The following is a 23165-nucleotide window of genomic DNA, read 5'->3' as shown; positions in this document are numbered from 1 at the left end:
GATTATCAGCCCTCTGATTATCAACAATTTAAAATTGATAAATACACTATTAAACTGACTCATTTTGCAACTCTACTTATACTAATATTGTTAGTTATACATGAAAGAGAAAGAAGAGGAAAACGTATTTTCAATCTATCCGGAAGAGGAAAAGCAGACAGACCAGGAGTGGCAGAAATCCATTCCGGCACAGATCTTCTTAAACTACTTTTTCGCGATAAGTTACCACCTGCAGCACGCCAGCGGCAGCCACGGACTGGAAAATGTAGCGTACTTTAGGGAAGCAAAGCCGGAGCAGCTCAGTGAGCAGGATCTGGAAACAGTGAAGCGCCTGCTGGTGAACAGCTGGAGCACCGAATATGCCCTGCGCTCTACGGCCGAATTGGGCGACGAAGTGTTTATGCGCAACGCCCTGCACTGGACGTTTCCGCAGGCCTATTATGCGGTATTTGCCGGCTTGCAGGCTTTCCTGCACACCCGTGGCGTCAAAACCAACAACGAAGCCTGGGTACTGCGCGAGGCAGGCCGACTGGTGGTAAAAAATGCCTACCCGCATTCGATGAGCTTCTATGCTGCCGGCCATTACGACGATTTCAACATCCGCCGTTTGCCGCTGGCTCATTACAAACCGGGCCTGCAGATAGCAGGCAAGGAACTGGAAGCGCAGGCACAGATCGGGCAGTTCCTGAAAACCACGCGCCGCCAGAAGGCAAAAGCTGTGCGGCAACAGGTGCAGGCAAACCAGGCCACCGCCATCCGAAGCAGCAAAACAGGCGATGTATTGCAGAAGTTTGGGCCCCAGCACTGGCAGCAGCTTACCTGGCGCATGGGCTATACTACGCTCTTCGACCTGATGGCGCGCCTACGAATTTCATCCACGCACCGCGAGATCGAGCGCTTTGTGCAGGCCGACATCGACTTTAAGTTGTTTCATGAGTCGCTGCTGCAGATCGTGAGCTACCTCAACGGCATCCATGAGGCCTATGTGGCGCAGGCCATGGGGCTGCAGCAATACGAGGCGTTTGTGCAGGAGCTGCCCAGGCATTTACAGGGTACTTTTGTTGCTGCCCGCCTGGAGAACCAGATCAGGCCTCTGCTGCAGGACAACAGCTACCGGATGGGAGCGGCTGCCTAAGCATTATACTTATACTTCATACCTTATTTGTCAGGCTCCTGCAGGTTTATACTTGCAGGAGCCTTTTTTATGCTCAGATTCTGTCTGAATCAGGATTTCCAGGATTTAAGGATGAACAGGATTATACTTCAGCAGGTAGTCGTTTGCTATACTTGCTGCCTTGTTTTGCAGACATGCCTAAGCGCGGACAGGTCGCGGCTTGTTCCTCCAAAGGTTGATCCTCTGCAACCGCCCGGCAGTTCAGTTATCCGGCCCCTCAACAATTAAAAATTAACCTTTTCAAAGCTGCCGATTATTTATCAATTTTACGGTTTATTTAAACCTTCATTATTAGCATAGAGCACATGCAACTGAGCGAACAGGAACTACGCAGACGCCACGAGCGCGAAGAGCTGGAAAAAATGGGCATCAACCCCTACCCCTCTGAAACATTTGAAGTTACTGCCACAGCCAAGGAAATAAAGGAAAATTACGATAAGGATCAGAATAACTACCAGGAAGTAACCCTGGCGGGCCGCATGATGAGCCGCCGCATTATGGGCAAAGCCTCGTTTGCGGAACTCATGGACAGCACCGGCCGCATCCAGATCTATGTTTCCAGAGACGATATTGCCCCCGGCGAAAACAAGGACCTCTACAACACCGTGTTCAAGAAGATGCTCGACATCGGCGACTTCATCGGTATCAAAGGTTATGTGTTCATCACGCAGGTAGGCGAGATCTCGGTGCACGTTACGGAGCTGAAAATCCTGACCAAATCCCTTAAACCGCTTCCGATTGTGAAGCGCGAGGTGGACGAGAACGGCGTGGAGCACGTGTATGACGCTTTCAGCGACCCCGAACTGCGTTACCGCCAGCGCTACGTGGACCTGATCGTGAACCCGGACGTGCGCGAAACTTTCAAGAAGCGCTCGCAGCTGGTAAACTCCATGCGCAGCTTCCTGGGCAACAAAGGCTACCTGGAGGTGGAAACCCCTATCCTGCAGCCCTTGTACGGTGGTGCCGCGGCGCGTCCGTTCAAGACGCACCACAACACCCTGGATATGACGCTGTACCTGCGCATTGCCAACGAGCTATACTTGAAGCGCCTCATTGTAGGTGGCTTTGACGGGGTGTTCGAGTTTGCCAAAGACTTCCGTAACGAAGGCATGAGCCGCTTCCACAACCCGGAGTTTACGCAGGTGGAGCTTTACGTGGCTTACAAAGACTATAACTGGATGATGAATTTGGTGGAGGAAATGGTGGAAAAAGTAGCCATGGACCTGCACGGCACCACCGAAGTGAAAGTAGGTGAGAACATCATCAACTTCCAGCGCCCCTGGAAGCGCTTTACCATGTTTGAGGCCATCGAGCACTTCACCAAGATCGATATTTCAAAAATGGAAGAGCCGGAGCTGCGCCAGACAGCCGAAAAGCTGGGCATTAAAGTAGATCTGAAACTGGGCAAGGGCAAGATCATCGACGAGATATTCGGTGAGACCTGTGAGCCATACTTGATCCAGCCTACGTTCATTACCGACTACCCGGTAGAAATGAGCCCGCTGGCCAAAAAGCACCGTGACAAGCCGGGCCTGGTGGAGCGTTTCGAAGCCATTTGCAACGGCAAGGAGATCTGCAACGCCTTCTCGGAGCTGAACGACCCGATCGATCAGCGCGCCCGCTTTGAAGAGCAGCTGGAGCTGGGCAAGCGTGGCGACACCGAAGCCATGGTGCTGGACGAAGACTTCCTGCGTGCCCTGGAGTATGGCATGCCGCCAACGGCTGGCCTGGGTATCGGCATCGATCGCCTGAGCATGATCATGACCAACTCCCATTCTATCCAGGATGTGCTGTTCTTCCCGCAGATGAAGCCGGAAAAACAGGAGGAATAAGCCATTTATACTTTCCTTATAAACCAAAAGCGCCCTGCAGTCTGCAGGGCGCTTTTGGTTTATAAATGATCTACTTTTAAGTTATCTAGATAACAGGCGGAATATTGCGCGAATCGTCCTTCATGTCTCTGATTTCTTCATCTTCCCACTTGTTCTCGTCGGTGTACGGGCTTTTGTGCACGTTACCGGTATAGCTCCTGGATAAATCAGGCGCTTCATTTACGTGCGCTTCGGTGTAGCCGCGCTTTCTGCCGGTCCAGCTGTTTACTTTTTCTTTGGTGCCGTTAAAGCCCTCGGTTACTTTTTTTCCTACCTGCCGGCGCAGGTCTTTCCCTCTTTCGGGCGCCAGCAACATGCCCGCCAGCACGCCAACACCGGCACCTGCCAGCAGGCCTACAGCCAATTTACCTCCACCTTTACTGCTGCTGCCGCTGCTTTCATGGCGGTGGTGGGTCGTTTCTTTTTGTCTTATCTGGCGCACATTCGAGTTGGTGTAATTACCTCTCTCCTCTCCTAATGAGCGACATTCCATACTTGTTTCCATCGTCTGTTTTCTTGTAAGGTGAATAATAGGACCTTCCTCTTTTTGCTAGAGTATTACATTTTATAACGAGAGCGCAGGCGTAAGGTTAATGAAAACAAGGCAAACGGAACGGCCTGCCCCTTTCCGGGAGCAGGCCGTTCTTGTAACAGAAATTGCCAGGTATAAAGCGTTAAGCTTCTCAAGCTGGCAATACTGCCTTGTAGTATGAGCTATAACTTATGCGTTGCCGCCACCACCGGTGTTGCCTGCGCCAGATCCGCCGCCAGCAGATGAACCACCTGATGATGAACCACCAGCAGAAGATCCGCCACCTTTGTTTGAAGAGCCGCCGCCAGCGTTATTTGAGCCGCTATTATTAGCTGAGCCACCGCCAGTGTTAGAAGAACCACCACCAGCGTTCGTGTCGCCAGCGCCGGTTACTTTGCTATACGCATCGGAGCTCATTTTTTTGATTTCGTCTAAGCCGGCCTGCAGGTTTTTCTCCAGGTCTTTGTTAAGTTTGCCAGCCCATTTCTTTACGCTGCCACGGGTAGCTTCGCCTGTATCCGGAGCCATTAGTAAGCCTGCAATTACACCGGCACTTGCACCGGCTAACAGTGCTACTAGTACCTTTCCGCTATTGTCTTTCATAGTTTTGTTCTTTATAAATTTATTTTTATCTGTTTAATTCTACCTTGAAGTGTAATAACGTTCAAGTATAGCATTAAGTTATATCTATAGTTGAAAATTCAACTATAAGCCCGATCCTGTTACGACAGGGGCGCTGAAAAGCGCCTGTTAGCTTTTAAACAGCTGCATGTCTGAGATCAAACTTACGATCTCGTCTTTGGTTTTACCCAGCTTGCGCTGCAGGCGCCCGAACAATTCGTCTTCCTTGCCTTCGGCATACAGCAGGTCATCGTCCGTCAGATCGGCATAGTTCTGCTTCAGCTGTCCTTTCACATCGTCCCAGGAGCCGTGCATCACCAGGCTGCTACCAGGTTTGGTGACCCCCTGGTTTTCCAGGCCGCTCATCCATTTCTTCATCGTGCGTTCCATGTCATCGCTCACCTTGGTTAAAGTGCGCTTTACACTGTCGCGGGTAGTGCGTCCGTTATCCGGGGCAAGCAGCACGCCTGTTACCACACCGGCACCAATACCGGCCAGGGTGGCCAGAAGTATCTTTCCTTTGTCTTCGTTCATGATCCTTTTTCTTAAATTTTCGTCCATTGTAGCATGGGGCATCAGCCCAGGATAAAAGCGCATATGCTACCATGATTATCTCTAATTTTGCGCTTCAAACTAAATACGGTAAAGGCAATACTTAGTTCAGACCAGGCCCGGTACGGCACAGCAACCGGACCCTTGCCTTTCCTAAAAGAGCTGCCCCTAACCCCGAACTACGATGAAAAATAATGCTATTGCGGTAAGCGTGTTTATACTTGCTGCCGTTTTTTCCTGCAAATCCGTAAAGCAATCCACCGCCTCCTGCATCGACCCCGCCAGAAGCAACCCCGATCAGATCTGCACCATGCAGTATGATCCGGTTTGCGGCTGCGACGGCAAGACATATGGCAATGCCTGCGAGGCCGACCGGGCCGGTGTGATGTCTTATACTTCAGGCGCCTGTGCCGAAAAGCAGTAAAGCCTACGACAAAAAACGAATATGCTATGAGCGATAAAAAGTACGTGAAACAAACCAAGCCTTTCCGTGTACCCACCATAGATGGAAAGTTGATTGAAGAGCATTTTGGCCATGCCTCTACGGGCACATCAGCTTTTAGCGTGGCCCACATGGTTGCCCCGCCTCATTGGAGCGAACCCCACCAGACCCCGGAGTTTGATGAGGTTACCATTGTGCTTAGCGGGCGCAAACTGATCGAGATCGATGGCGAAGAAGTCGTTTTGAAGGCGGGCGAAACGCTCCTGATCAAAGCCGGCGCCCGCGTGCGCTATGCCAACCCCTTTGAGGAGCCTTGCGACTACTGGTCAGTGTGCGTGCCTGCCTTCGACATCAGCACGGTGCACCGGGAAGAGGAATAACGTTCCCGATTCAGCTGAAGCGGCGTGCGCGTATACTGAAAATTCGTCATTACAAGCTGCCCCACTATATGGTTCACGTGAGGGTGGCTCCTTTTAGATCTAACTCTGTATGAAAAACAACTTTCTACTACTGCTGATTGCCGCTACCATGGTAAGCGCCTGCAGCTCAAAAACACCAGTCAGTTCCGCAGCCCCTGTTGCTGCCAGCGCGAACAGCGTAACCCCGCCGGCGTACGCCGCTATCACCGAGCAACAGCTGCGCCAGGACCTCTTTGCCCTGGCTAGCGATGCGATGCGCGGCAGACGCGCGGGCTCGCTAGATGAGCTGCGGGCGGCTGCCTGGACAGCCGAGCAAGCCCGCAAAGCAGGCTTATTACCGGCCGGCGACGACAGCACGTATTTTCAGTTCTTCCCCATCCACCGCGTGCGCGTAGCCGACAGCAGCAAATTAACAGTCAACGGCCAGGGGTTAGCCTTGTGGAAAGATGCCTGGGTAACCGCGCCGGTACAGGCCCGCGTAGACGCGCCGGTTGTATGGCTCAACACACTGGCCGATACTACGAAGTATAGCTTAAAAGGAAAAGTGATCGCCATGCCGCTGCAGGCACCCAACCCCTTGCCCGCGCCGGGCATCAGCTTGAGTGGCTACCGGTATACTTTATCAGCTGTACGGCAGCAGCAGAATTTCCTCAAACGCCAGGGAGCGGCCGCCATTATACTTGTTACAGATCCCACAGCTGAAGAAAGCCTCGCCTTTGCCGGGCATGGTTTTGAAGAAGGCCAGTACTTGCTCGAAAGCCCGGCCACTGCAGCCACCAATACACCCGTTATACTTGTAAAGCAGGCAACCGCCACCCGCCTGAAACAGCCTAAAGCGAAATTTATAGCCGACCTTACACGTGAGAGCTTCGTGTACCCATCGTTGAATGTGGTGGCAGTGGCGCCCGGCGCCGATGCGACCCTGAAAAATGAGTACGTCCTCTACAGCGGCCACCACGACCACGACGGCATCGGAACGCCGATTGCCGGCGACTCGATCTGGAACGGTGCCGATGATAACGCTACGGTAAGCGTGGCGATGCTGGCGATTGGCCGCGCCTGGGTAGCCAGTCCGGGGAAACGCTCGGCGCTGTTTGTGTGGCACGGCGGCGAGGAACGTGGTCTGCTGGGCTCCCGCTGGTACGTGGAACATCCGACGGTAGAAAAAAACGCGATCGTGGCCGTACTCAACGGCGATATGATCGGGCGCAACGCCCCTGATTCTGCGGCGCTGCTGGGCGCTACGGCCCCGCACCGCAACTCCACGGCCCTGGTGAACATGGCCATGCAGGCAAACGAAGCGGATACGAAATTTACCATCGATACCAGTTGGGATGATGCCAAACACCCCGAGGGTTGGTATTTCCGCAGCGACCACCTGCCTTACGCCCGCGCCGGCATTCCGGCTATCTTCTTTACCACGCTGCTGCACCCGGATTACCACACACCCAAAGACGAGGCCGAAGGCATTGATATCGCAAAGCTGGCCCGGATGACCCGCTGGATGTATGCCACCGGCTGGGCCGTATCACAAACGCAACAGCGCCCGGTCGTAGACCCAGGCTTTAAGCTGGAACGGTAAGTATAAACTTGCTTCTCCGGCGCCGGTTTAGTCAGGAGAAAAAAGCTACTAGCTCTTCTGGCACTCTTCTGGCGCCAGTATTAACTGGTGCCGTTTAACTTGGCAAGTCTCCAGACTTGCGTAGACCGAGAGCCTATATTTTGTCTGATACACATGAGTCTGGAGACTCAAATTACAAAACGGCACCAGTTAATACTGGCGCCAGCAGCTAACGTAACCTGGGTATAGTTACTGCCTGTACTTCCTGCAGCAGGAAGTATAAAACAAGAAAGGCCTTTGCTACGGTAGCAAAGGCCTTTCTTGTTTTATACTTCAGGAAAAGTGAAAATCATTTTCAGATTCTCAAATCCTAAGATCTGAATTACTTCTGCAGCATATTAACAATGTTTGTGGAGATGCCCATGCTGGAGAAACCGCCGTCGTGCATCAGGTTCTGCATGGTCACCATACGGGTCAGGTCGGAGAACAGCGTGATGCAGTAGTTGGCGCAATCTTCGGCTGAAGCGTTGCCCAGCGGCGACATATTATCAGCATAGTCGTAGAACACGTCGAAGCCACCCACACCGGTGCCTGCAGTTGTTTTGGTAGGCGACTGGGAGATCGTGTTTACGCGCACGTTCTTGAGCTGGCCGTAACGGTAGCCATAGTTGCGGGCAATGGACTCCAGCACGGCTTTGGCCTGCGACATGTCGGTATAATCCGGGAACACGCGCTGCGCAGCGATATAGGAAAGCGCTACCACCGAACCCCACTCGTTCAGAGCGTCCTGTTTTTCGGCTACCTGCAATACCTTATGGAAAGAGAGCGCCGATACATCCAGCGTTTTCTGGAACCAGTCGTAGTTCATGTCGCCATAGGATTTGCCTTTGCGGATGTTGGGGCTCATGCCGATAGAGTGCAGTACAAAGTCAATTTTGCCCCCCAGTACTTCCTGCGCCTTCGTGAACAGGTTCTCCAGTTCTTCTACCGAAGTGGCATCGGCAGGAATGATCTCGGCGTTGCACTCCTCGGCCAGTTTCTTTATTTCACCCATTCGCATGGCCATAGGCGCGTTTGTCAGCACAAATTCAGCACCTTCTTCTTTGGCACGCTTGGCTACCTTCCAGGCAATAGACTTCTCGTCCAGCGCACCGAAGATAATTCCTTTCTTTCCTTTTAGCAGATTGTAGGACATGTCTTTCTATTCTTAATTATTTATTACTCCGTTTAAGGCAGCAATATAGCAATATCTCTTTAGAGTGACAGCAACTCTTTTGCACTTTGATAGGCATTGGCACTCGGATTTGCCCCCGCAATCATGTGGGCGATCTCGTTCACGCGTTCCTCATCGCTCAGTTTTTTCACGCGGCTGATGGTGCGGTCTTCCCTATCCTCTTTATACACAAAGTAATGAGCATTGCCCTGTGCGGCGATCTGCGGCAAATGCGAGATAGCGATGATCTGGTGTTTGAGGGCCATCTGCTGCATCATTTTGCCCACTTTAACGGCTACCTCGCCGGATATACCCGTATCGATCTCATCGAAAACGATGGTAGGCAGCGCGGTTTTATCAGCCAGCATATACTTTACGCTCAGCATCAGGCGCGAGAATTCACCTCCGGACGCGGCTTTTACCAGCGACTGTGGCTGCGCGCCTTTGTTGGCACTAAACAGAATGCTGATCTCATCAGTACCCGTGGCCGACGGAGCCGCCTCTTTGTGCTGGATTACGATGCGGGCATTCGGCATACCCAACTCGGCCAGCAACGCATAAAGCTCCTGCTCAAACTTGCCGAACGATGATTTACGCCGCTCCGACAGGATAGCTGCTTTTTCGAGCATCTCTTTTTCGGCAGCCTGCATGGCTTTCTGGGTATTGGCAATGGCCGTGTCCAGGTTCAGTACGCTACCTACTTTGGCTTCCAGGTCGCGCTGTATGGTCAGCAACTCGGTTATACTTTGCACCTGGTGCTTGCGCTGCAAGGTATAGATCAGGTTCAGGCGCTCCTGCACTTCGGAAGCCCGCTCCGGGTCAGCTTCGGTTTTGCGCTCGGCATCTTCCAGCTCGCCGGCTACGTCGTTGAGCTCGATCATGCAGCTTTCGGTGCGCGTACGCAGCTCCTCATACTTGCCCGAGAATTGCGCCAGCTGCCCCAGCAGGTAAGCCGTGTCTTTCAGGGCGGAGGTAATATTGAACTCCGATTCGGAAAGGTACTGCACCGCTTGGGATAGCTTGAGCTTGATATCTTCAGCGTTCTCGAGTTGCTTGAGTTCTTCCTCCTGCTGCTCCTGTTCGCCTTCCTGCAGGCTGGCTTCTTCCAGCTCGCTGAGCAGGAAAGTATGGTAATCGAGTTCCTTCTGCGCCTGCGCCAGCTGGTCGGTCAGCTTCCGGTAATCGGATTCCAGCTTTTTATAGGAGCGGTAAGTATCGTTGTAATTTTTAAGGTGCGACAGGTTGCCGGCGTAAATATCGAGCGAGGTGTTGCCCGCATACACGTCCAGGATGTTGAGCTGGTAGCTCGTGTCGCCCAGTTGCAGCGTGTCGTGCTGCGAGTGGATGTCCATCAGGTTATCGCCGATCTTGCGCAGCACGTCCAGCGTCACGGGCGTGTCGTTTACAAAAGCCCGCGACTTGCCGCTCGGGCTGATCTCGCGGCGCAGGATGCACTGGTTATCAAAGTCCAGGTCTTCGGCGGCAAAGGCCTCCTGCAGGTTGTAAGACGAAATGTCGAACACGCCTTCTATCACGCACTTCTGCTCCTGGTTAAAGAGCAATTTGGAGTCGGCACGGTTGCCCATCAGCAAGCCGATAGCCCCCAGCATAATGGATTTACCGGCGCCGGTCTCGCCTGTAATAATATTGAGCACCGGCGAGGGGTTCATCTCCAGTTGCTCGATCAGTGCGTAATTTTTTATTTTAAGATCTATCAGCATATTCTAAGACACAAAACTGTAGCAATAGATGTAAGACTTTTTGCCTATGCTAAAGTTCGTTAATTCTGTTCTTTTTTGAAGTATGAAATTTACGGTATGCTTCATTTTAAGTCGGATAGCAACCCCGTTATACTTTATCAACAGAGATAGAAGCCTTTCTTCTGGCCTGCTGCCGCAAGCGTCCGCTTGTGCCTTGCTGCTCCTGTCGTAAAAGCGGCTATTATACTTCATACTTTACGGGTAACCCAGGCACAAGCGGACGCCTGCGCCAGCAAAGGACTGCATTTTATACTTACTATACTTGCGCTACATCCTACCACGGCGCTTCCAGATCGTAGATGATTTCCTCTATCTCAGCCACTGACACTACATGCCGGCCAAAACGCTGATCCTGCAGTTGTAGTTGCTCCTGATTTAGCTTTTCCAGCACGCCATGCAAAACGACCCTGCTGCGCAGCACCACCTGCACGGCCGGTTGCAGCAGCAGTTCGGATGCACGGTTTACAATGTCTTTCCGGAAGATGCGGATCTGGCGTTTTCCCATGGGCACAGGTATAAATTCGGCAGCAAGTTATGCTCCGTGAAGATACGTGCTTTTAGGGAAATTCTAAAAATTTTAGCGTTTTAGCAAAACCTCGTATTTGCTGCTATTGGTGGGGTCTGCCTGCGTGAGGATCGTATAGGCCTGCTGTTTATCGGCGGGAGCGGCCGCTTTATACATGTTCACCAGCTCGTCGGATTTGGCATCGAAGAAAGAGCGAAGTATGGCCGAGCCGGGTTTCTGCTGCTGCAGCTTCTGGATATCCTGTAGTACGCCGAGCACCGCTTTGCGCGCCTGCTCCGGTTTGTCTACCATCAAATCGAGACCTTGGCGGTGCATGGTATAAAGCCCCTGGCGGTAAGGCAGAAACTGCGGGTCCTGTAGGTTGTCGATGAGCCAGTAGCGGTTGCGGTTGCTTTCAAAAGGCTTCCATCCCGGGTAAACGGCTCCCTGCGAGGCGGCCAAATTCAGGATGCTGCGTGCTTTATCGAAGGCCGGGGCGCCGCCTAGTTTGCCAAAGCTGTCGTTGTCGATGCCGATGATCATGTTGGCATAAAAAGCCAGCATCGAGGCCAGGTTAGAGGTAAAATTGTTTTCAGCGTAATCCAGCTGCTGGGCGTTGTTGAACTGGAAGGTCCAGTCTTTGTCTACAAAGGAGAAAAGCGTGGATTCGTAACCTGTACCGTAGGCCGGCCGCACCGACACCACCTGCACGTTGGCTTTAAAGGTGCCGATCTCGGGCATTTCCGTCAGGCTGATCATCAGGCGGCACTTGATGCGCTCGTCCGGGCGGTAAGGCTGGTCAGACCAGCGGCGGTTGTTCATAAACTCGAAGATGCGCGTCTGCATGTCCGTAAACAACTGCCGGTCGGTGTACTGCACCTGGTCGCTGTTCACTACCACATCGCACTGCAGCTCCTGGGCATTTGCGTTCCAAACAGCCAGGCACATGAGCAGCAAAACAAGTATCTTCTTAGCCATGTAGTCTCTCCCAGATTAAGTGAACAATATCAAGGGCCACTTCGCGCTTGGTTTTTAGCTCAAAAGCTGTGGTAGCCTCCTCCTCTATTATTGTAATTTTATTTGTGTCGTGCTTAAATCCGGCCCCGGGGTCATTCAGGGAGTTGAGCACGATCATGTCTAAATTCTTTTTATGCAGCTTTTCACGGGCGTTGGCGCTTTCGTTGTCTGTTTCCAGGGCAAAGCCTACCGAAAACTGGCCCGGCTGCTTCACTTTGCCCAGCTCTGCTGCTATATCAACGTTCTTAACCAGGGCAATCGTGAGCTCGTTCCCGGATTTCTTTATTTTTTTGTCGGCCGTTACTTTGGGTTTGTAATCTGCTACGGCTGCGGCAAACACGAGGATAGCGGCCTGCGGTGCCAAGGCTTGTACGGCAGCATACATCTCGTCGGCTGTGGTAACCGGGTTTACCGTGATGTTCGGGTGCTGCGCCTGTTGCGTGGTAGGCCCGCTCACAAGCTGCACCCGGGCACCCTGCTCAGCAAAGGCCTCGGCCAGCGCAAAGCCCATTTTACCGGTAGAGTGGTTGCCGATAAAGCGCACCGGATCGATGGGCTCATAGGTGGGGCCTGCCGTCAGCACGACGGTTTTCCCGTTAAACGAATATGCGGTCACCTGCAAAGAAGTTCTGTAGCACCTGAATAATTTCTTCGGGCTCGGCCATACGCCCCTGCCCTACCAGCCCGCTAGCCAGCTCGCCGTACCCTGCCTCGATGATGCGGTTGCCATAGCCCCGCAGCTTGCTAAAGTTGGCCTGCACAGCCGGGTGCCGGTACATGTCCAAATCCATGGCCGGAGCCACAAACACGGGGCAGCGCGCCGACAGGTAGGTAGCCGTAAGCAGGTTGTCGCAGAAGCCGTTGGCCATTTTAGCCACCGTGTTGGCGCTGGCAGGGGCCACAACCAGGGCATCGGCCCACAGGCCCAGTTCCACGTGGTTGTTCCACTCGCCGGTCCCGTCTTTTACAAACTGGCTGAGCACAGGCCGTTTGGAAAGCGTTGCCAGGGTAAGCGGGGTTATAAAGTCAGAAGCAGAAGTGGTCAGGATCACCTGTACTTCTGCTTCTGCTTTAATGAGCTGGCGGACAAGCAGCGCCGCTTTGTAGGCTGCTATACTTCCGCAAACTCCCAGTATGATTTTCTTCTGCCGGAGCATGTGTGCCTGTATACTACAGGTTGATTTCTTCCTGCTGCTCTTCGTCCGGCTCGCGCAGGTATACTTTGCCTTCCAGGAACTCCTCGATCGCCAGGTTCGTAGGCTTCGGCAGGCGCTCGTAATGCTTGGAGATCTCGATCTGCTCGCGGTTTTCGAACACTTCTTCCAGGTTATCCACGGTTGTGGCAAACTCAGCCAGCTTCGAATTCAATTCCTCCTTCAGCTTCACGGAAATCTGGTTGGCTCTTTTCGAGATCACAGACACAGACTTATACACATTGCCGGTTTGCTTTGCAAAATCGGCCATATTGCGGGTAACGATTGATGATGAAACTGCTGCCATATATACTTACTTAAGAATTTGCTTGATTTTGTTTTTTTACTTTTTCCAGTTCTGCTAGGGCATTGTCGTACACCTGTTCTGCACTACGCTTAAACTTGCTGTCAGGATACTGGTCTACAAAGGTCTGGTAATAATCGAGGGCTTCCATGTAGCGCTCCTGCTGTTTGGCGGGCACGCTTTCCTGGGCAAAACGGTATTGGGCATCCAGGCGCAGGTAAGCGGCTTCCTCGCTGTACGGAGAAGAAGCATGCTCCTTTATAAAGTTATTGAAAGCCACCACGGCCGAGCGGTAATACCGGATCTGATAGTATAGCTTGGCATTGTCGTAAGCCTTTTTGTCGAGCTTCATGTTCAACGCATCGATCATGGCGTTGGCCTCCTTAGTGAGCTCGCTTTGCGGGTAGCGCACCTGGAACTCCTGCAAAGCCTCGATCGCTGTCAGCGTGCTGCTCTGGTCCTGCTCGTAGCCCGGCGACTGGTTATAAAGCGATTTGGCCTGCATAAACAGGGCCTGCTCTGCCAGCGGGCTGCGCTGGTAGGTGTCGTAGAAGCTTTTGAAGTGGAAGGCGCTCAGCAGATAATCCTTCTGCTGAAAGTACGTGTTGGCAAAGTAAAACTTTGCCTGCTCGGCCTCGGGCCTGCCGGTCATCAAAGGCAACACCTGCTCAAACAGCTGGTTTGCACGGTAATAATCTCCCTTTTCGTAGTACTGCAGGGCAGCCTTATACTTTTCGTCAACGTTGTTGCTTTTTAATATCTTCTGGAAGTTGCTACAACCAGTGGCAAACAGCAACATGCCGATCAGGGCAATGGTATGGAGGAAGCCTTTATTCATGAACGGGCAAAATTATACAATATCTGTGTGATTTACAAAACAGAAATACGGACTCGCTGCAATGGCAGCAAAAGGCTATTTTTGGTTCTTTTTTGCTTTTTTAGGCTTTGCCGCCTTGACCGGCTGCACTTTCGGCACCGGTTTTATTTTGGCCGGCATGCGCTTGCCCAGTACGGTGGCTTTGCTGGGTCGCTGGTCGGCCTGCCAGCTGAACCCTTCCAGCTTTTTTTGTTCCTCCTGCAACTCGTGCGGCGGTATAAAGCTGGCATCAGGCTGCACCAGAAACGAGATTGTCTGCAACTTATTATCTGCAAACTTGAGCACCATGTTGCTGCAGATGGCTTTGTTCACGCCGGTTACCGCCGTATCGCCGCTCAGAGCATAGTATAAGCTCTCGCTGTTGCCGTTCACGTTCACGCGCCGCAGGTCGCCTTCCTGAAAAAACGCTACCATGTCGCGGCCTTTTACCTGGTTATAATTCTGGATCGTATCTTCCGACATGATAAAAGCGTTGCTGAACATATACATCCTGTCCAGGGATTTATTGCGCAGGTGCATCCGGATCGTGTCGCCGACTAGCTGGCTTTTCTCATTCCAAAGCACCGGCTTGCGGTTCATATACATAATAGAGTCGGTGCGGTTAAAGCTCAGCGAGTCGCACTTGCCCTGCAGATCGTGCTTAAAGATCTTCACGTTGTTAAACGCATAGAGCATGCTGGGCATACCTTCGGCTTTCGACTCGCGGGAGAGTAATGTATCGGCCGACATGTAGAGTGTATCCTTGTCCAGGATGGTTTCCATCATGGGGCTGCCGTATACTTTGGAAATGCCCTTCTCGCGCCAGTAGCGGCCCGACTGTCCGTAAATGGTAATATTATCTTTCAGCGATTTGAGCGTGACGTTCTGCTCGGCATAGCCATAGCCGTTCTTCTGGTCATAGTATAGCTTGTCGCCGCCCAGGCGGTACTCGGGCGTTAGGATATAGGCGTTGCGGCCGAAGTTCGAGATCTTGGAGAGTGTATTATAAGTGCCTTCCTCGGCATACAGATCGCCCTGCTGCCCTTTGATCACGGTAGGCCCCTGGAAGTATACCACCTTGGTGAGCGTGTTATACTTCATGTTCTCGGCCGTGATGTTATACTCCTTGGTAAAGACCTTCACATCACCTTCAAAGGTAAACATCTTGGCCTTGGTGTCATAAGAGCCGCGCTGGCTTTGGAGCCTGTTTTCGGGGTCTACAATAGTGCCGCCCTCCGTATACACAGCCGTGCGAGTCTTCATGTCGTAGTCCATACTTGGCGTGGTCAGCGTCATGCGGGGGTCGCGCATCACCACGTTGCCGCTCATTTTGGCCGTACGGTTAATGCCGTTGTACGTGCCCCGGTCGCCGGTAATCGTCACCGTGTCGGCCTGGTTGTTGATGCGCACATTGCCGTACGCCTCCAGCACATCGCGGTTCATATACTTATACACCGAGTCGGCATACAGGTAGGTATCGCGCTGCTTAAAAACCACGTTGCCATAGAGCTTGTTGATCTTTTCGCCGTTAAAAACACCGCCCACAATAGAGTCGGCTCCCGGCAGCAGTTCTACCCTGCCCGCCTGTGTCTGCGGCTGCCGCTGCTTCTGCCCGAAAACCGACAGGGAAATCAGGGTAAAGACAAGAGAATACAGTAGCTTTGTGTAGTTCATTTAAATATCCCGACAAAGGACAAAAGACATTTTGATAAAGGATAGTGTAATCTTTTGTCTATCGTCTAATCATCTTTTGTCTGATCTATACTTCAAAATTACAAAAAATATCAGCCGCTTCCTTATGCTGCAAAAAGTTTTAAGTTTTATACAATCCCACCACCTCTGCCAGCCTGAGAGCCGGATTCTGGCTGCCGTAAGCGGCGGCATCGACTCGGTGGTATTATGCGAGATGCTGCACCAGCTCAAGTATGAATTTGCGATTGCCCACTGCAACTTCGGGCTGCGCGCCGAGGATGCCGAAGCCGACCAGCTGTTCATCAAAAAGCTCGCCAAAAAGTATGAGGTGCCTTTTTTTACCGATAACTTTAACACCCGCGCCTTTGCCGCCCAGGAAAAGCTCTCCATCCAGATGGCTGCCCGCACCCTGCGTTATACCTGGTTTGAGCAAGTGCGCCAGCAGGAAGGTTACGATTATATTGCCACCGCCCACCATAGCAACGACACGACCGAAACCATATTGCTGCACCTGACCAAAGGCACCGGCATTGCGGGCCTGCACGGCATTCCGCCAAAGAACGGCCACATCATCCGGCCCATGCTTTCGGTTACCAAAGACGATATTTACGAGCTGGTGACGGAAAAAAAGCTGATCTGGCGCGAAGACACCTCAAACGAAACCACCAAATACCAGCGCAACAAGATCCGCCACGAGGTCATTCCAGTGCTGAAAGAGATCAATCCCAGCCTGGAGGAAACCATGCAGCACACGGCCGAGCGCGTGGGCCATGCCGAACAGATTGTGGCCGCTTACATCCAAAACCTGCGGGAGCAAAGTATAAAAGAAGGCGAAGACGCCACCTATGTTTCGCTGGTGCCGTTGCGCAACGCCACGGGCCTGCCGGTGGTGCTGCACGAGCTGCTGCGCCCTTTCAACTTCAGTTACAGCGTGGTGCTCGAGCTGGCGGCGGCGCTGGAAGGCATCTCGGGCAAACAATTCGAATCACCGACCCATACTTTGGTCAAAGACCGGGAGCAGTTGGTGATCACGCCGCGCAACCTGCAGCAGTTCGGCAGTATCCTCATCCAACAGGGCGATACCGAAGTAACAGCCGGTGAAGTATACTTACGTATAAGGTATGCGGATGCGGCCACCTATAAGCTCAACACCAAACCGCATGTGGCCGCCCTGGATGCCGGCCAGCTGCACTTCCCCCTCAAGCTGCGCGCCTGGCAGGAAGGCGACTGGTTTGTGCCGCTGGGCATGAACGGCAAGAAAAAGATCAGCGATTTTCTGATCGACAAAAAGGTGCCGGCTAACCTTAAAGCCCGAACACTGGTACTAGTATCCGACCAGTCTGTTGCCTGGGTAGTAGGCCAGCGCCCCGACAACCGCTTTAAAGTAACAGACAAGACTGAGCAGGTGGTGGAGATAAGTATAGAAAGACGTTAGATATAAGACACAGGACACAAGACTTTTCTGATAGCTGATTTTTGGTAAAAGTAAAAAGAAGTAGGAGCAAAAAGATCAGAAACAAAAAGCCTCATTGTAGGAGTTGAGGTACAATATGTTTATTAAAAAGTCTTGTGTCTAATGTCCTGTGTCTTTTATCCAAAAACAAAGTTTTTCCAAATAGATTTTTCTAATTTTACCGGAGTTAACTGTATCTAAAATCAATATAACGTATATCCGACAATGAAAGTAACTGTAGTTGGAGCTGGTAACGTTGGGGCAACATGCGCCGATGTGCTGGCTTACCGCGAAATCGCGAACGAAGTAGTTTTAGTGGATATTAAAGAGGGTTTTGCGGAGGGCAAAGCACTTGATATCTGGCAAAAATCGCCAATTAACTTATATGATACCCGCACCGTTGGGGTGACAAACGATTATTCCCGCACTGCGGATTCGGATGTGGTGGTAATCACGTCAGGCCTGCCCCGCAAACCCGGCATGACGCGCGACGATCTGATCTCGACCAATGCGGGCATCGTGCAGTCGGTAACCGAAAACGTGGTAAAATACTCGCCCAATGCCATCATCATCGTGGTTTCTAACCCGCTGGATGTGATGACGTATGCGGCCCATATTACTTCCAAGCTGCCCCGCACCCGCGTAATGGGTATGGCTGGTATCCTGGACACAGCCCGTTACAGAGCCTTTTTAGCAGAAGAATTGAACGTTTCACCAAAAGACATCCAGGCAGTACTGATGGGTGGCCACGGCGATACCATGGTGCCGCTTCCGCGCTATACTACCGTAGGTGGTATTCCGGTTACGGAGCTGATCGCAGAAGATAAACTGAACGCCATTGTAGAGCGCACCAAGAACGGTGGCGGCGAGCTGGTAAAACTGATGGGCACATCGGCCTGGTATGCACCGGGCTCGGCAGCAGCTCAGATGGTAGAGGCCATCGTGCGCGACCAGCGCCGGGTGTTCCCGGTTTGCGTGAAGCTGGAAGGCGAGTATGGCATTGACGGCGTATACCTGGGTGTGCCGGTTATACTTGGCAAGAACGGTATCGAGAAGGTGATTGAGCTGCAGCTCAACGACGAGGAAAAGCAACTGCTTGAAACCTCGCGTGGCCACGTGAAAGAAGTAATGGAAGCCCTGGACAACATCAACGCCAGCAAAGCCTAAGTTCTTTCCGCATACTTATTGATAAAGCACGAGCGGCGCTCCCGAAAGAGAGCGCCGCTTGTGTTTATATGCCGATTTATACTTTGGAAGCTTTCGAAGACCTCGCAGTGTCTTTCAGACCTGCGAGCGTCTGGGCAAGTAGCAACAGCTTATCTCCACCAGACACTCGCAGGAGCCCCCGAAATGCTTCGGGGCAGGTGCGCAAGCTGCGAGGTCAGGGACACATAAACTTATTTTTTCTTTCCGGATGCATCCAGCCATTCGTGGGGGTTCCAGGGCAGCGGGCTAGCGGCAGGGGTGGTATACTTGTCTTCGTGCTTGTCTAGCTGCACCAGCGTGAGCACGCGTTCGCCCAGCAGCAGATGATACCGGGCATTTTCGGCCAGCACATCCAGCAGGGCCTGGCCCGTTTTTCGTTTTACCGTATCAAAATGGTGCAGCACCACCACCAATCCGCCTCCGGTAATGGCGTATTCCGCTAAGGCGTTTCTCAGAGCAGCCAGGTCATGGCTTTCATAGTCGGTGGAGAGCCGGAACTTCAGCTGCAGATCAGTATGTAGGGTTTCTTTATCAGTCCACTTGGAGCAGTCGAATTCTAGCACCCGGTAGCGTTCTTTCCGGAACCAGGCAATATCGATCAACAGAAACTCAGGCCTGTGATAGAGGCAACTCCAGCCGTTTTGCAGAATTTGCCAGTCGAGCCGTTGCCATTCTTCGGGCTCATTTCTAAACGCCGCCATCCGCTTTACTCTTTCTGGCTTGCCTGGAAAAGCTTCTGCTTTTCGTCTTTGGAAAGGCTTTCGTAGCCGGAACTGGAGATCTTGTCGAGGATGCGGTCTATTTCGTTCTGGCTGGGCTTGCCCGGGTAACCGGCGCCGGAGGAGGCGCTACCAGCGCTATTGCTGCGCGTGGAGTAGGCCGTTTGCCGGTGGGTGACTTTTAGTTTTGGCCGCCGCGTGAACAGCCTGCCGAAAAAGCCGGTAACGGCCAGCAACGGCCGGCCCATGTCGTTGCCGCGCTGCAGTTGTTTGATAAATACCCAGCCGATGAAAGCGCCGCCCAGGTGGGCCAGGTTCCCGCCCGCATTGTCGCCCACGGCCCCGGAAATGGAAAGCAACACCAGAAAAGCCGCAATATATTTGATCCGGATCGGGCCGATAAGCAGGAGGTTGAAGGTATAATTGGGCAGCAGCGTGGCCGCGCCCACCACAATAGCCAGCACGCTGGCCGAAGCCCCGATCATGAGCGAAGCCGAAGCCCGGTTGGCAAAGTATGGAATAAAGTTATAGCTCAGCAAGTATAAAACGCCGCCGGCAATACCGCCCAGCAAGTATAAGCTCAGCAGCTTTTTATCGCCCAGGTACTCGCGCACCAGCTGCCCGAACCAGTACAGGTTGAGCATGTTAAAAAGAATGTGCAGAAAACCCTCGTGGGTAAAGAAATAGGTGATCAGCGTCCAAGGGTGCGTCAGAAAATACGTTGGCTCCGCATTTAGGGCCAGGTAGCGCATCAGTATGTTGTAAATGCCCGAGTTCTCGGTAATAAAAAGGATGGTTCGCAGCACGATGAGCACCACAAACACGAGCACGTTGATCAGTATAAGCTGTTTGAGCGTATTATTGGGTTGCCGGAAAGAATCCTTGATATCTTCAAAAATGCTCATTTGGATCTGCTAATGTTCCTGGAAATTATTTCGGTGCCACATTTTTACGAGTATATACGCAAACAACATCCCTCCGAGGTGTGCGAAATGTGCGACATTATCGCCCGGCGTTCTGTTAAAGCCTGAATAAAGCTCAAAGGCGCCGTAAAGCAGCACAAAGTATTTGGCTTTTATCGGAATAGGCAAAAACAGCAGCATCAGCTCCAGGTTCGGAAACAGCATGCCAAAGGCCATCAGGATAGCGAATACCGCGCCGGAAGCGCCCAGCATAGGGCTGTTGAAAACGGCATTGTACACTTCCTTTACTTCCTGCTTGGTGGCCTGCTCATACTGCGGATTGTTGGCGTTGCGCTGGTAGGCAATGGCCAGGTCGCGGCGGTAGCCCGGCTGCACATGCTCGTCCATGTAGTTGCTGAATGCAGCCGGTGAAGGATTTTGCAAATAAAGGCTGGTTTCCTGCTTCAGCTCATGCAGTTCATAGGCGCGCACGCCCGAGTACAGTACGCTGGCACCCAGCCCGCAGATGAGGTAAAAGGCCAGCAGGCGTTCCGGGCCCCAGTAGCGCTCCAGCAGCGGCCCGAAAATAAAGAGGCTGAACATGTTGCTGAACAAATGCCCCCAGCTGCCGTGCAGAAACATGTGCGTCAGGAACTGGTAAGGCCTGAAAAACTCAGACCCGAAATGATAAAGCGCAAACTGGTTGGCCGGAAACAGGCTGCCCTGAAGTATAAAGATAACCACGTTGATGATCAGAAGGTTTCTGACCATAGGGGTGATGTTGAACATGCTCTTTTCGTATTTCGTGTATCGTTTTGGTGCTCGTGTTACGTGTGTTGGATGGCGTATTTCAGGGCTCAGGAAGTATGCCTGCTCCCCTGGCGTGCTCTAAAACCAGCTTGCCAGCGCTGTAAACACTCTCCACCTGCGTAACGAGCCCGGGGAACTTTGATTATCCGCCAAGCCCCACATGCACCTTAAATAACAAGCCGCTATTCAGCTAGCAGGCTCAGCCTTTCTGGAAAAGCTCGTGCAGCTGGCTCAGCTCCATGATCACCAGCGTTTTTTGTCCGCCGGGCGTATAGTTGGGCACCTGGCAGGCAAAAAGCTTGTCTACCAGCGAGTTCATTTCCAGGTCCGTCATGCGGGGTTGCAGTCGCGAGGCAAGCCGTTTGGCCATGGCCCGCGCCAGGTTTTCCCGTTTATCAAGCTTTAACGTAACCGAATTGTTTTTGTATTGCTCCATGAGCTCCTCAAGCAACTCTTTCTCGTTTGCCGCATGGATGTCTGCCGGAATGCCGTTGAGGATGATGGTGTTGCCGCCAAAATCCTCGAACTGGAAGCCCATGTCCTGAAACTCGGCCGTCAGCTCCTTAATAAGCGTGGCATCCGCCGGCGAGAGATCGATGGTCTGCGGAAACAGCAGTGCCTGAGAGGTGACAGCTTTTTTCTGCCCCGTGCCCACATACTTCTCATACAGGATGCGCTCCTGCGCCGCGTGCTGGTCTATCACCATCATGCCCGACTTTACTTGCACGAGCAAATATTTCTGGTGTATCTGGATCGCTTTTTTAGAAGCGGCAGCGGTTTCGGCAGCAAAGGCGTCGTCCAGCAGGCCCATGCCCGACGAGGCAGAAGTATAGCGTTCTTCTTGCGAGGCCTGCTCGCGCAACGGCTCATAAAGCTGTTCCCATCCTTTGGAAGTGGCCCGTTTCGGCGCGGTGCCGGCCGAAGCAAAGCCCGGAAAGCTGTTGCCGCCCGTATGCTGCTCCTGCTCGAACTCGTTGTAGCCGCCCTGCATGCGGATAGGCTGCAGCGGCGCAAAGTTCACATCGCCCTCAAAATCCAGGGAGGGTGCAATGTTGTGCGTGCCCAGCGCCTTTTTTACAGCCGCATGCACAATGGCATACACCGTTTTCTCATCCTCGAACTTGATCTCGGTTTTGGTCGGGTGCACGTTGATATCAATTTTCGCAGGCTCTATCTCGATAAACAGCACATAGAACGGGTGGCTGTCTTTGGGCAGCAGGCCTTCAAAGGCCTTCATTACGGCATGGTTCAGGTAGCCGCTCTTCACATAGCGGTTGTTTACAAAAAAGAACTGCTCGCCGCGTGTTTTGCGGGCAAATTCCGGCTTGCCAATATAACCGCGTACCGTCAGAAATGTTGTCTCCTCCTCGCAGTAAGCCATCTGCTCTTTGTAGTTGCCCCCAAACAGGCCTACAATGCGCTGGCTCAGCTTGGTGGCCGGCAGATTAAACACCTCCAGTTCGTTGTGGTGCAGCGTAAAAGCGATCTCAGGGTAGGCCAGCGCCACCCGCTGAAACTCGTCCAGGATATGGCGCATTTCTACCGCATTGGTTTTAAGAAAGTTGCGGCGCGCCGGCACGTTATAGAACAGGTTCTTTACGCAAATAGATGTGCCGGCCGGCACCACGGCAGGTTCCTGCTGCATAATGGCCGAGCCTTCCACCAGCAGCCGCGTGCCTACTTCGGCATGGTGGGGGCGGGTTTTCATCTCTACCTGCGCCACAGCCGCAATAGAGGCCATGGCCTCGCCCCGGAAACCCATCGTGCGGATGCGGAACAGGTCTTCGGTGGTGCTTATTTTAGAAGTGGCGTGGCGCTCAAAGCACATGCGGGCATCCGTTTCCGACATGCCAATGCCGTTGTCGACCACCTGCAGCAGTTGCTTGCCCGCCTCCTTCACGATCAGCTGCACGCTGGTAGCCCTGGCGTCAATGGCATTTTCCAGCAGCTCCTTCACTACCGAAGCAGGGCGCTGCACTACCTCGCCGGCAGCTATCTGGTTGGCCAGGAAGTCAGGCAGTAAATGTATGATGTCGGGCATCCGAATATTAAAAGGCTTGATTAAACTAATTTCCGTTTCCGGTTCAGGTTTCCGGACCTATACTGGCCGAATCTTTGCTTTTACTAATTTGTAAAAACAGAACTTATTCAGAAGTAAATTTATTATTAATTTAGAGATCGATACTGAAAGTGGCGACAGCCAAACTACCTTTTGCTCCGCTAAATTATTATTATACTTGCTGCGCATGAATGCTTCTGCTTGTGGCGTTAGCTATAAAACTGCTACCAAGTGAGGCGGCAAGCGTTCCCGGACAGGCACCAGGATAGGCCAGCTTCTTTTCTGATCTGCTTAGGCTGCCCGG

The 23165-nt window shown here is 52.6% G+C and carries 21 protein-coding genes and 1 pseudogene; 7 read left to right on the top strand and 15 right to left on the bottom strand.

The genetic code is table 11. From position 1 onward, the window contains the following. Window positions 1–100: 100 nt before the first annotated feature. Entirely contained in the window at window positions 101–1135 is a 1035-nt protein-coding gene (locus tag LWL52_RS01660; protein WP_242916389.1) for a hypothetical protein, read from the top strand. A gap of 344 nt (window positions 1136–1479) precedes the next feature. After that, entirely contained in the window at window positions 1480–3006 is a 1527-nt protein-coding gene (gene lysS / locus LWL52_RS01655; protein ID WP_242916388.1) for a lysine--tRNA ligase, read from the top strand. 85 nt (window positions 3007–3091) lie between these two features. On the opposite strand, the gene LWL52_RS01650 is transcribed toward lysS, so the two are convergent. The 3 genes from LWL52_RS01650 to LWL52_RS20610 form a co-directional block, all read right to left on the bottom strand. Beyond that, complete coding sequence (locus LWL52_RS01650; protein ID WP_242916387.1) at window positions 3092–3550, bottom strand: YtxH domain-containing protein; 459 nt, start codon at window positions 3548–3550, stop codon at window positions 3092–3094. 216 nt (window positions 3551–3766) lie between these two features. After that, window positions 3767–4180, bottom strand: a complete 414-nt coding sequence (locus LWL52_RS01645; protein ID WP_242916386.1) for a YtxH domain-containing protein — start codon at window positions 4178–4180, stop codon at window positions 3767–3769. 147 nt (window positions 4181–4327) lie between these two features. Next, complete coding sequence (locus LWL52_RS20610) at window positions 4328–4795, bottom strand: CsbD family protein (protein WP_367615635.1); 468 nt, start codon at window positions 4793–4795, stop codon at window positions 4328–4330. Window positions 4796–4934: 139 nt separating this feature from the next. Between LWL52_RS20610 and LWL52_RS01630 the strand changes: the two genes are divergently transcribed. The 3 genes from LWL52_RS01630 (at window position 4935) to LWL52_RS01620 (ending at window position 7193) form a co-directional block, all read left to right on the top strand. After that, on the top strand, window positions 4935–5174 hold the full coding sequence (locus LWL52_RS01630; protein ID WP_242916385.1) for a Kazal-type serine protease inhibitor domain-containing protein: 240 nt from the start codon (window positions 4935–4937) through the stop codon (window positions 5172–5174). Window positions 5175–5200: 26 nt separating this feature from the next. Beyond that, entirely contained in the window at window positions 5201–5572 is a 372-nt protein-coding gene (locus LWL52_RS01625; protein WP_242916384.1) for a cupin domain-containing protein, read from the top strand. A 109-nt stretch (window positions 5573–5681) separates the two neighbouring features. Then, entirely contained in the window at window positions 5682–7193 is a 1512-nt protein-coding gene (locus LWL52_RS01620) for a M28 family peptidase (RefSeq protein WP_242916383.1), read from the top strand. A gap of 361 nt (window positions 7194–7554) precedes the next feature. Here the strand turns inward: LWL52_RS01620 and LWL52_RS01615 are convergent, their stop codons facing one another. The 8 genes and pseudogenes from LWL52_RS01615 to LWL52_RS01580 form a co-directional block, all read right to left on the bottom strand. Continuing rightward, window positions 7555–8367 carry an enoyl-ACP reductase FabI gene (locus tag LWL52_RS01615; RefSeq protein WP_242916382.1) on the bottom strand — a complete coding sequence of 271 codons (813 nt, stop codon included), beginning with the start codon at window positions 8365–8367 and terminating at the stop codon, window positions 7555–7557. 59 nt (window positions 8368–8426) lie between these two features. After that, complete coding sequence (gene recN, locus LWL52_RS01610) at window positions 8427–10106, bottom strand: DNA repair protein RecN (RefSeq protein ID WP_242916381.1); 1680 nt, start codon at window positions 10104–10106, stop codon at window positions 8427–8429. A gap of 313 nt (window positions 10107–10419) precedes the next feature. Further along, window positions 10420–10650, bottom strand: a complete 231-nt coding sequence (locus LWL52_RS01605) for a hypothetical protein (RefSeq protein ID WP_242916380.1) — start codon at window positions 10648–10650, stop codon at window positions 10420–10422. Between the two features lie 72 nt (window positions 10651–10722). Beyond that, window positions 10723–11628: a type IX secretion system protein PorD gene (gene porD / locus LWL52_RS01600; RefSeq protein WP_242916379.1), complete on the bottom strand. Its 906-nt coding sequence runs from the start codon at window positions 11626–11628 to the stop codon at window positions 10723–10725. Further along, window positions 11621–12824 (bottom strand): annotated as a pseudogene (gene coaBC, locus LWL52_RS01595) (bifunctional phosphopantothenoylcysteine decarboxylase/phosphopantothenate--cysteine ligase CoaBC). The gene porD and the pseudogene coaBC overlap by 8 nt, the downstream one beginning before the upstream one ends. 13 nt (window positions 12825–12837) lie before the next feature. Next, window positions 12838–13167 (bottom strand): DNA-directed RNA polymerase subunit omega, encoded by a 330-nt coding sequence (locus LWL52_RS01590; RefSeq protein WP_242916378.1) that lies wholly within the window; start codon window positions 13165–13167, stop codon window positions 12838–12840. A gap of 10 nt (window positions 13168–13177) precedes the next feature. Next, window positions 13178–14002 (bottom strand): outer membrane protein assembly factor BamD, encoded by an 825-nt coding sequence (locus tag LWL52_RS01585; RefSeq protein ID WP_242916377.1) that lies wholly within the window; start codon window positions 14000–14002, stop codon window positions 13178–13180. 75 nt (window positions 14003–14077) lie between these two features. Beyond that, the gene (locus tag LWL52_RS01580; RefSeq protein ID WP_242916376.1) at window positions 14078–15694 is read right to left on the bottom strand and encodes an OstA-like protein; all 1617 of its coding nucleotides are present in this window, start codon (window positions 15692–15694) and stop codon (window positions 14078–14080) included. A 124-nt stretch (window positions 15695–15818) separates the two neighbouring features. On the opposite strand from LWL52_RS01580, the gene tilS reads away from it, so the two are divergent. Together tilS and mdh are read left to right on the top strand one after the other, a co-directional pair. Beyond that, window positions 15819–17147, top strand: a complete 1329-nt coding sequence (gene tilS / locus LWL52_RS01575) for a tRNA lysidine(34) synthetase TilS (RefSeq protein WP_242916375.1) — start codon at window positions 15819–15821, stop codon at window positions 17145–17147. Between the two features lie 243 nt (window positions 17148–17390). After that, window positions 17391–18332: a malate dehydrogenase gene (gene mdh / locus LWL52_RS01570; protein ID WP_242916374.1), complete on the top strand. Its 942-nt coding sequence runs from the start codon at window positions 17391–17393 to the stop codon at window positions 18330–18332. A 230-nt stretch (window positions 18333–18562) separates the two neighbouring features. Here mdh and LWL52_RS01565 read toward each other — a convergent pair whose 3' ends face one another. The 4 genes from LWL52_RS01565 to mutL form a co-directional block, all read right to left on the bottom strand. Then, the gene (locus LWL52_RS01565; protein ID WP_242916373.1) at window positions 18563–19072 is read right to left on the bottom strand and encodes a barstar family protein; all 510 of its coding nucleotides are present in this window, start codon (window positions 19070–19072) and stop codon (window positions 18563–18565) included. Between the two features lie 5 nt (window positions 19073–19077). Further along, window positions 19078–19995 (bottom strand): rhomboid family protein, encoded by a 918-nt coding sequence (locus LWL52_RS01560; RefSeq protein ID WP_242916372.1) that lies wholly within the window; start codon window positions 19993–19995, stop codon window positions 19078–19080. 9 nt (window positions 19996–20004) lie between these two features. Continuing rightward, on the bottom strand, window positions 20005–20763 hold the full coding sequence (locus LWL52_RS01555; protein ID WP_242916371.1) for a rhomboid family intramembrane serine protease: 759 nt from the start codon (window positions 20761–20763) through the stop codon (window positions 20005–20007). Between the two features lie 238 nt (window positions 20764–21001). Then, window positions 21002–22843 carry a DNA mismatch repair endonuclease MutL gene (mutL, locus tag LWL52_RS01550; RefSeq protein ID WP_242916370.1) on the bottom strand — a complete coding sequence of 614 codons (1842 nt, stop codon included), beginning with the start codon at window positions 22841–22843 and terminating at the stop codon, window positions 21002–21004. Window positions 22844–23165 lie beyond the last annotated feature (322 nt).

The sequence above is a fragment of the Pontibacter liquoris genome (assembly GCF_022758235.1).
GTDB classification, from domain to species: Bacteria; Bacteroidota; Bacteroidia; order Cytophagales; family Hymenobacteraceae; genus Pontibacter; species Pontibacter liquoris.
This window is presented reverse-complemented; position numbering and strand designations above follow the sequence as displayed.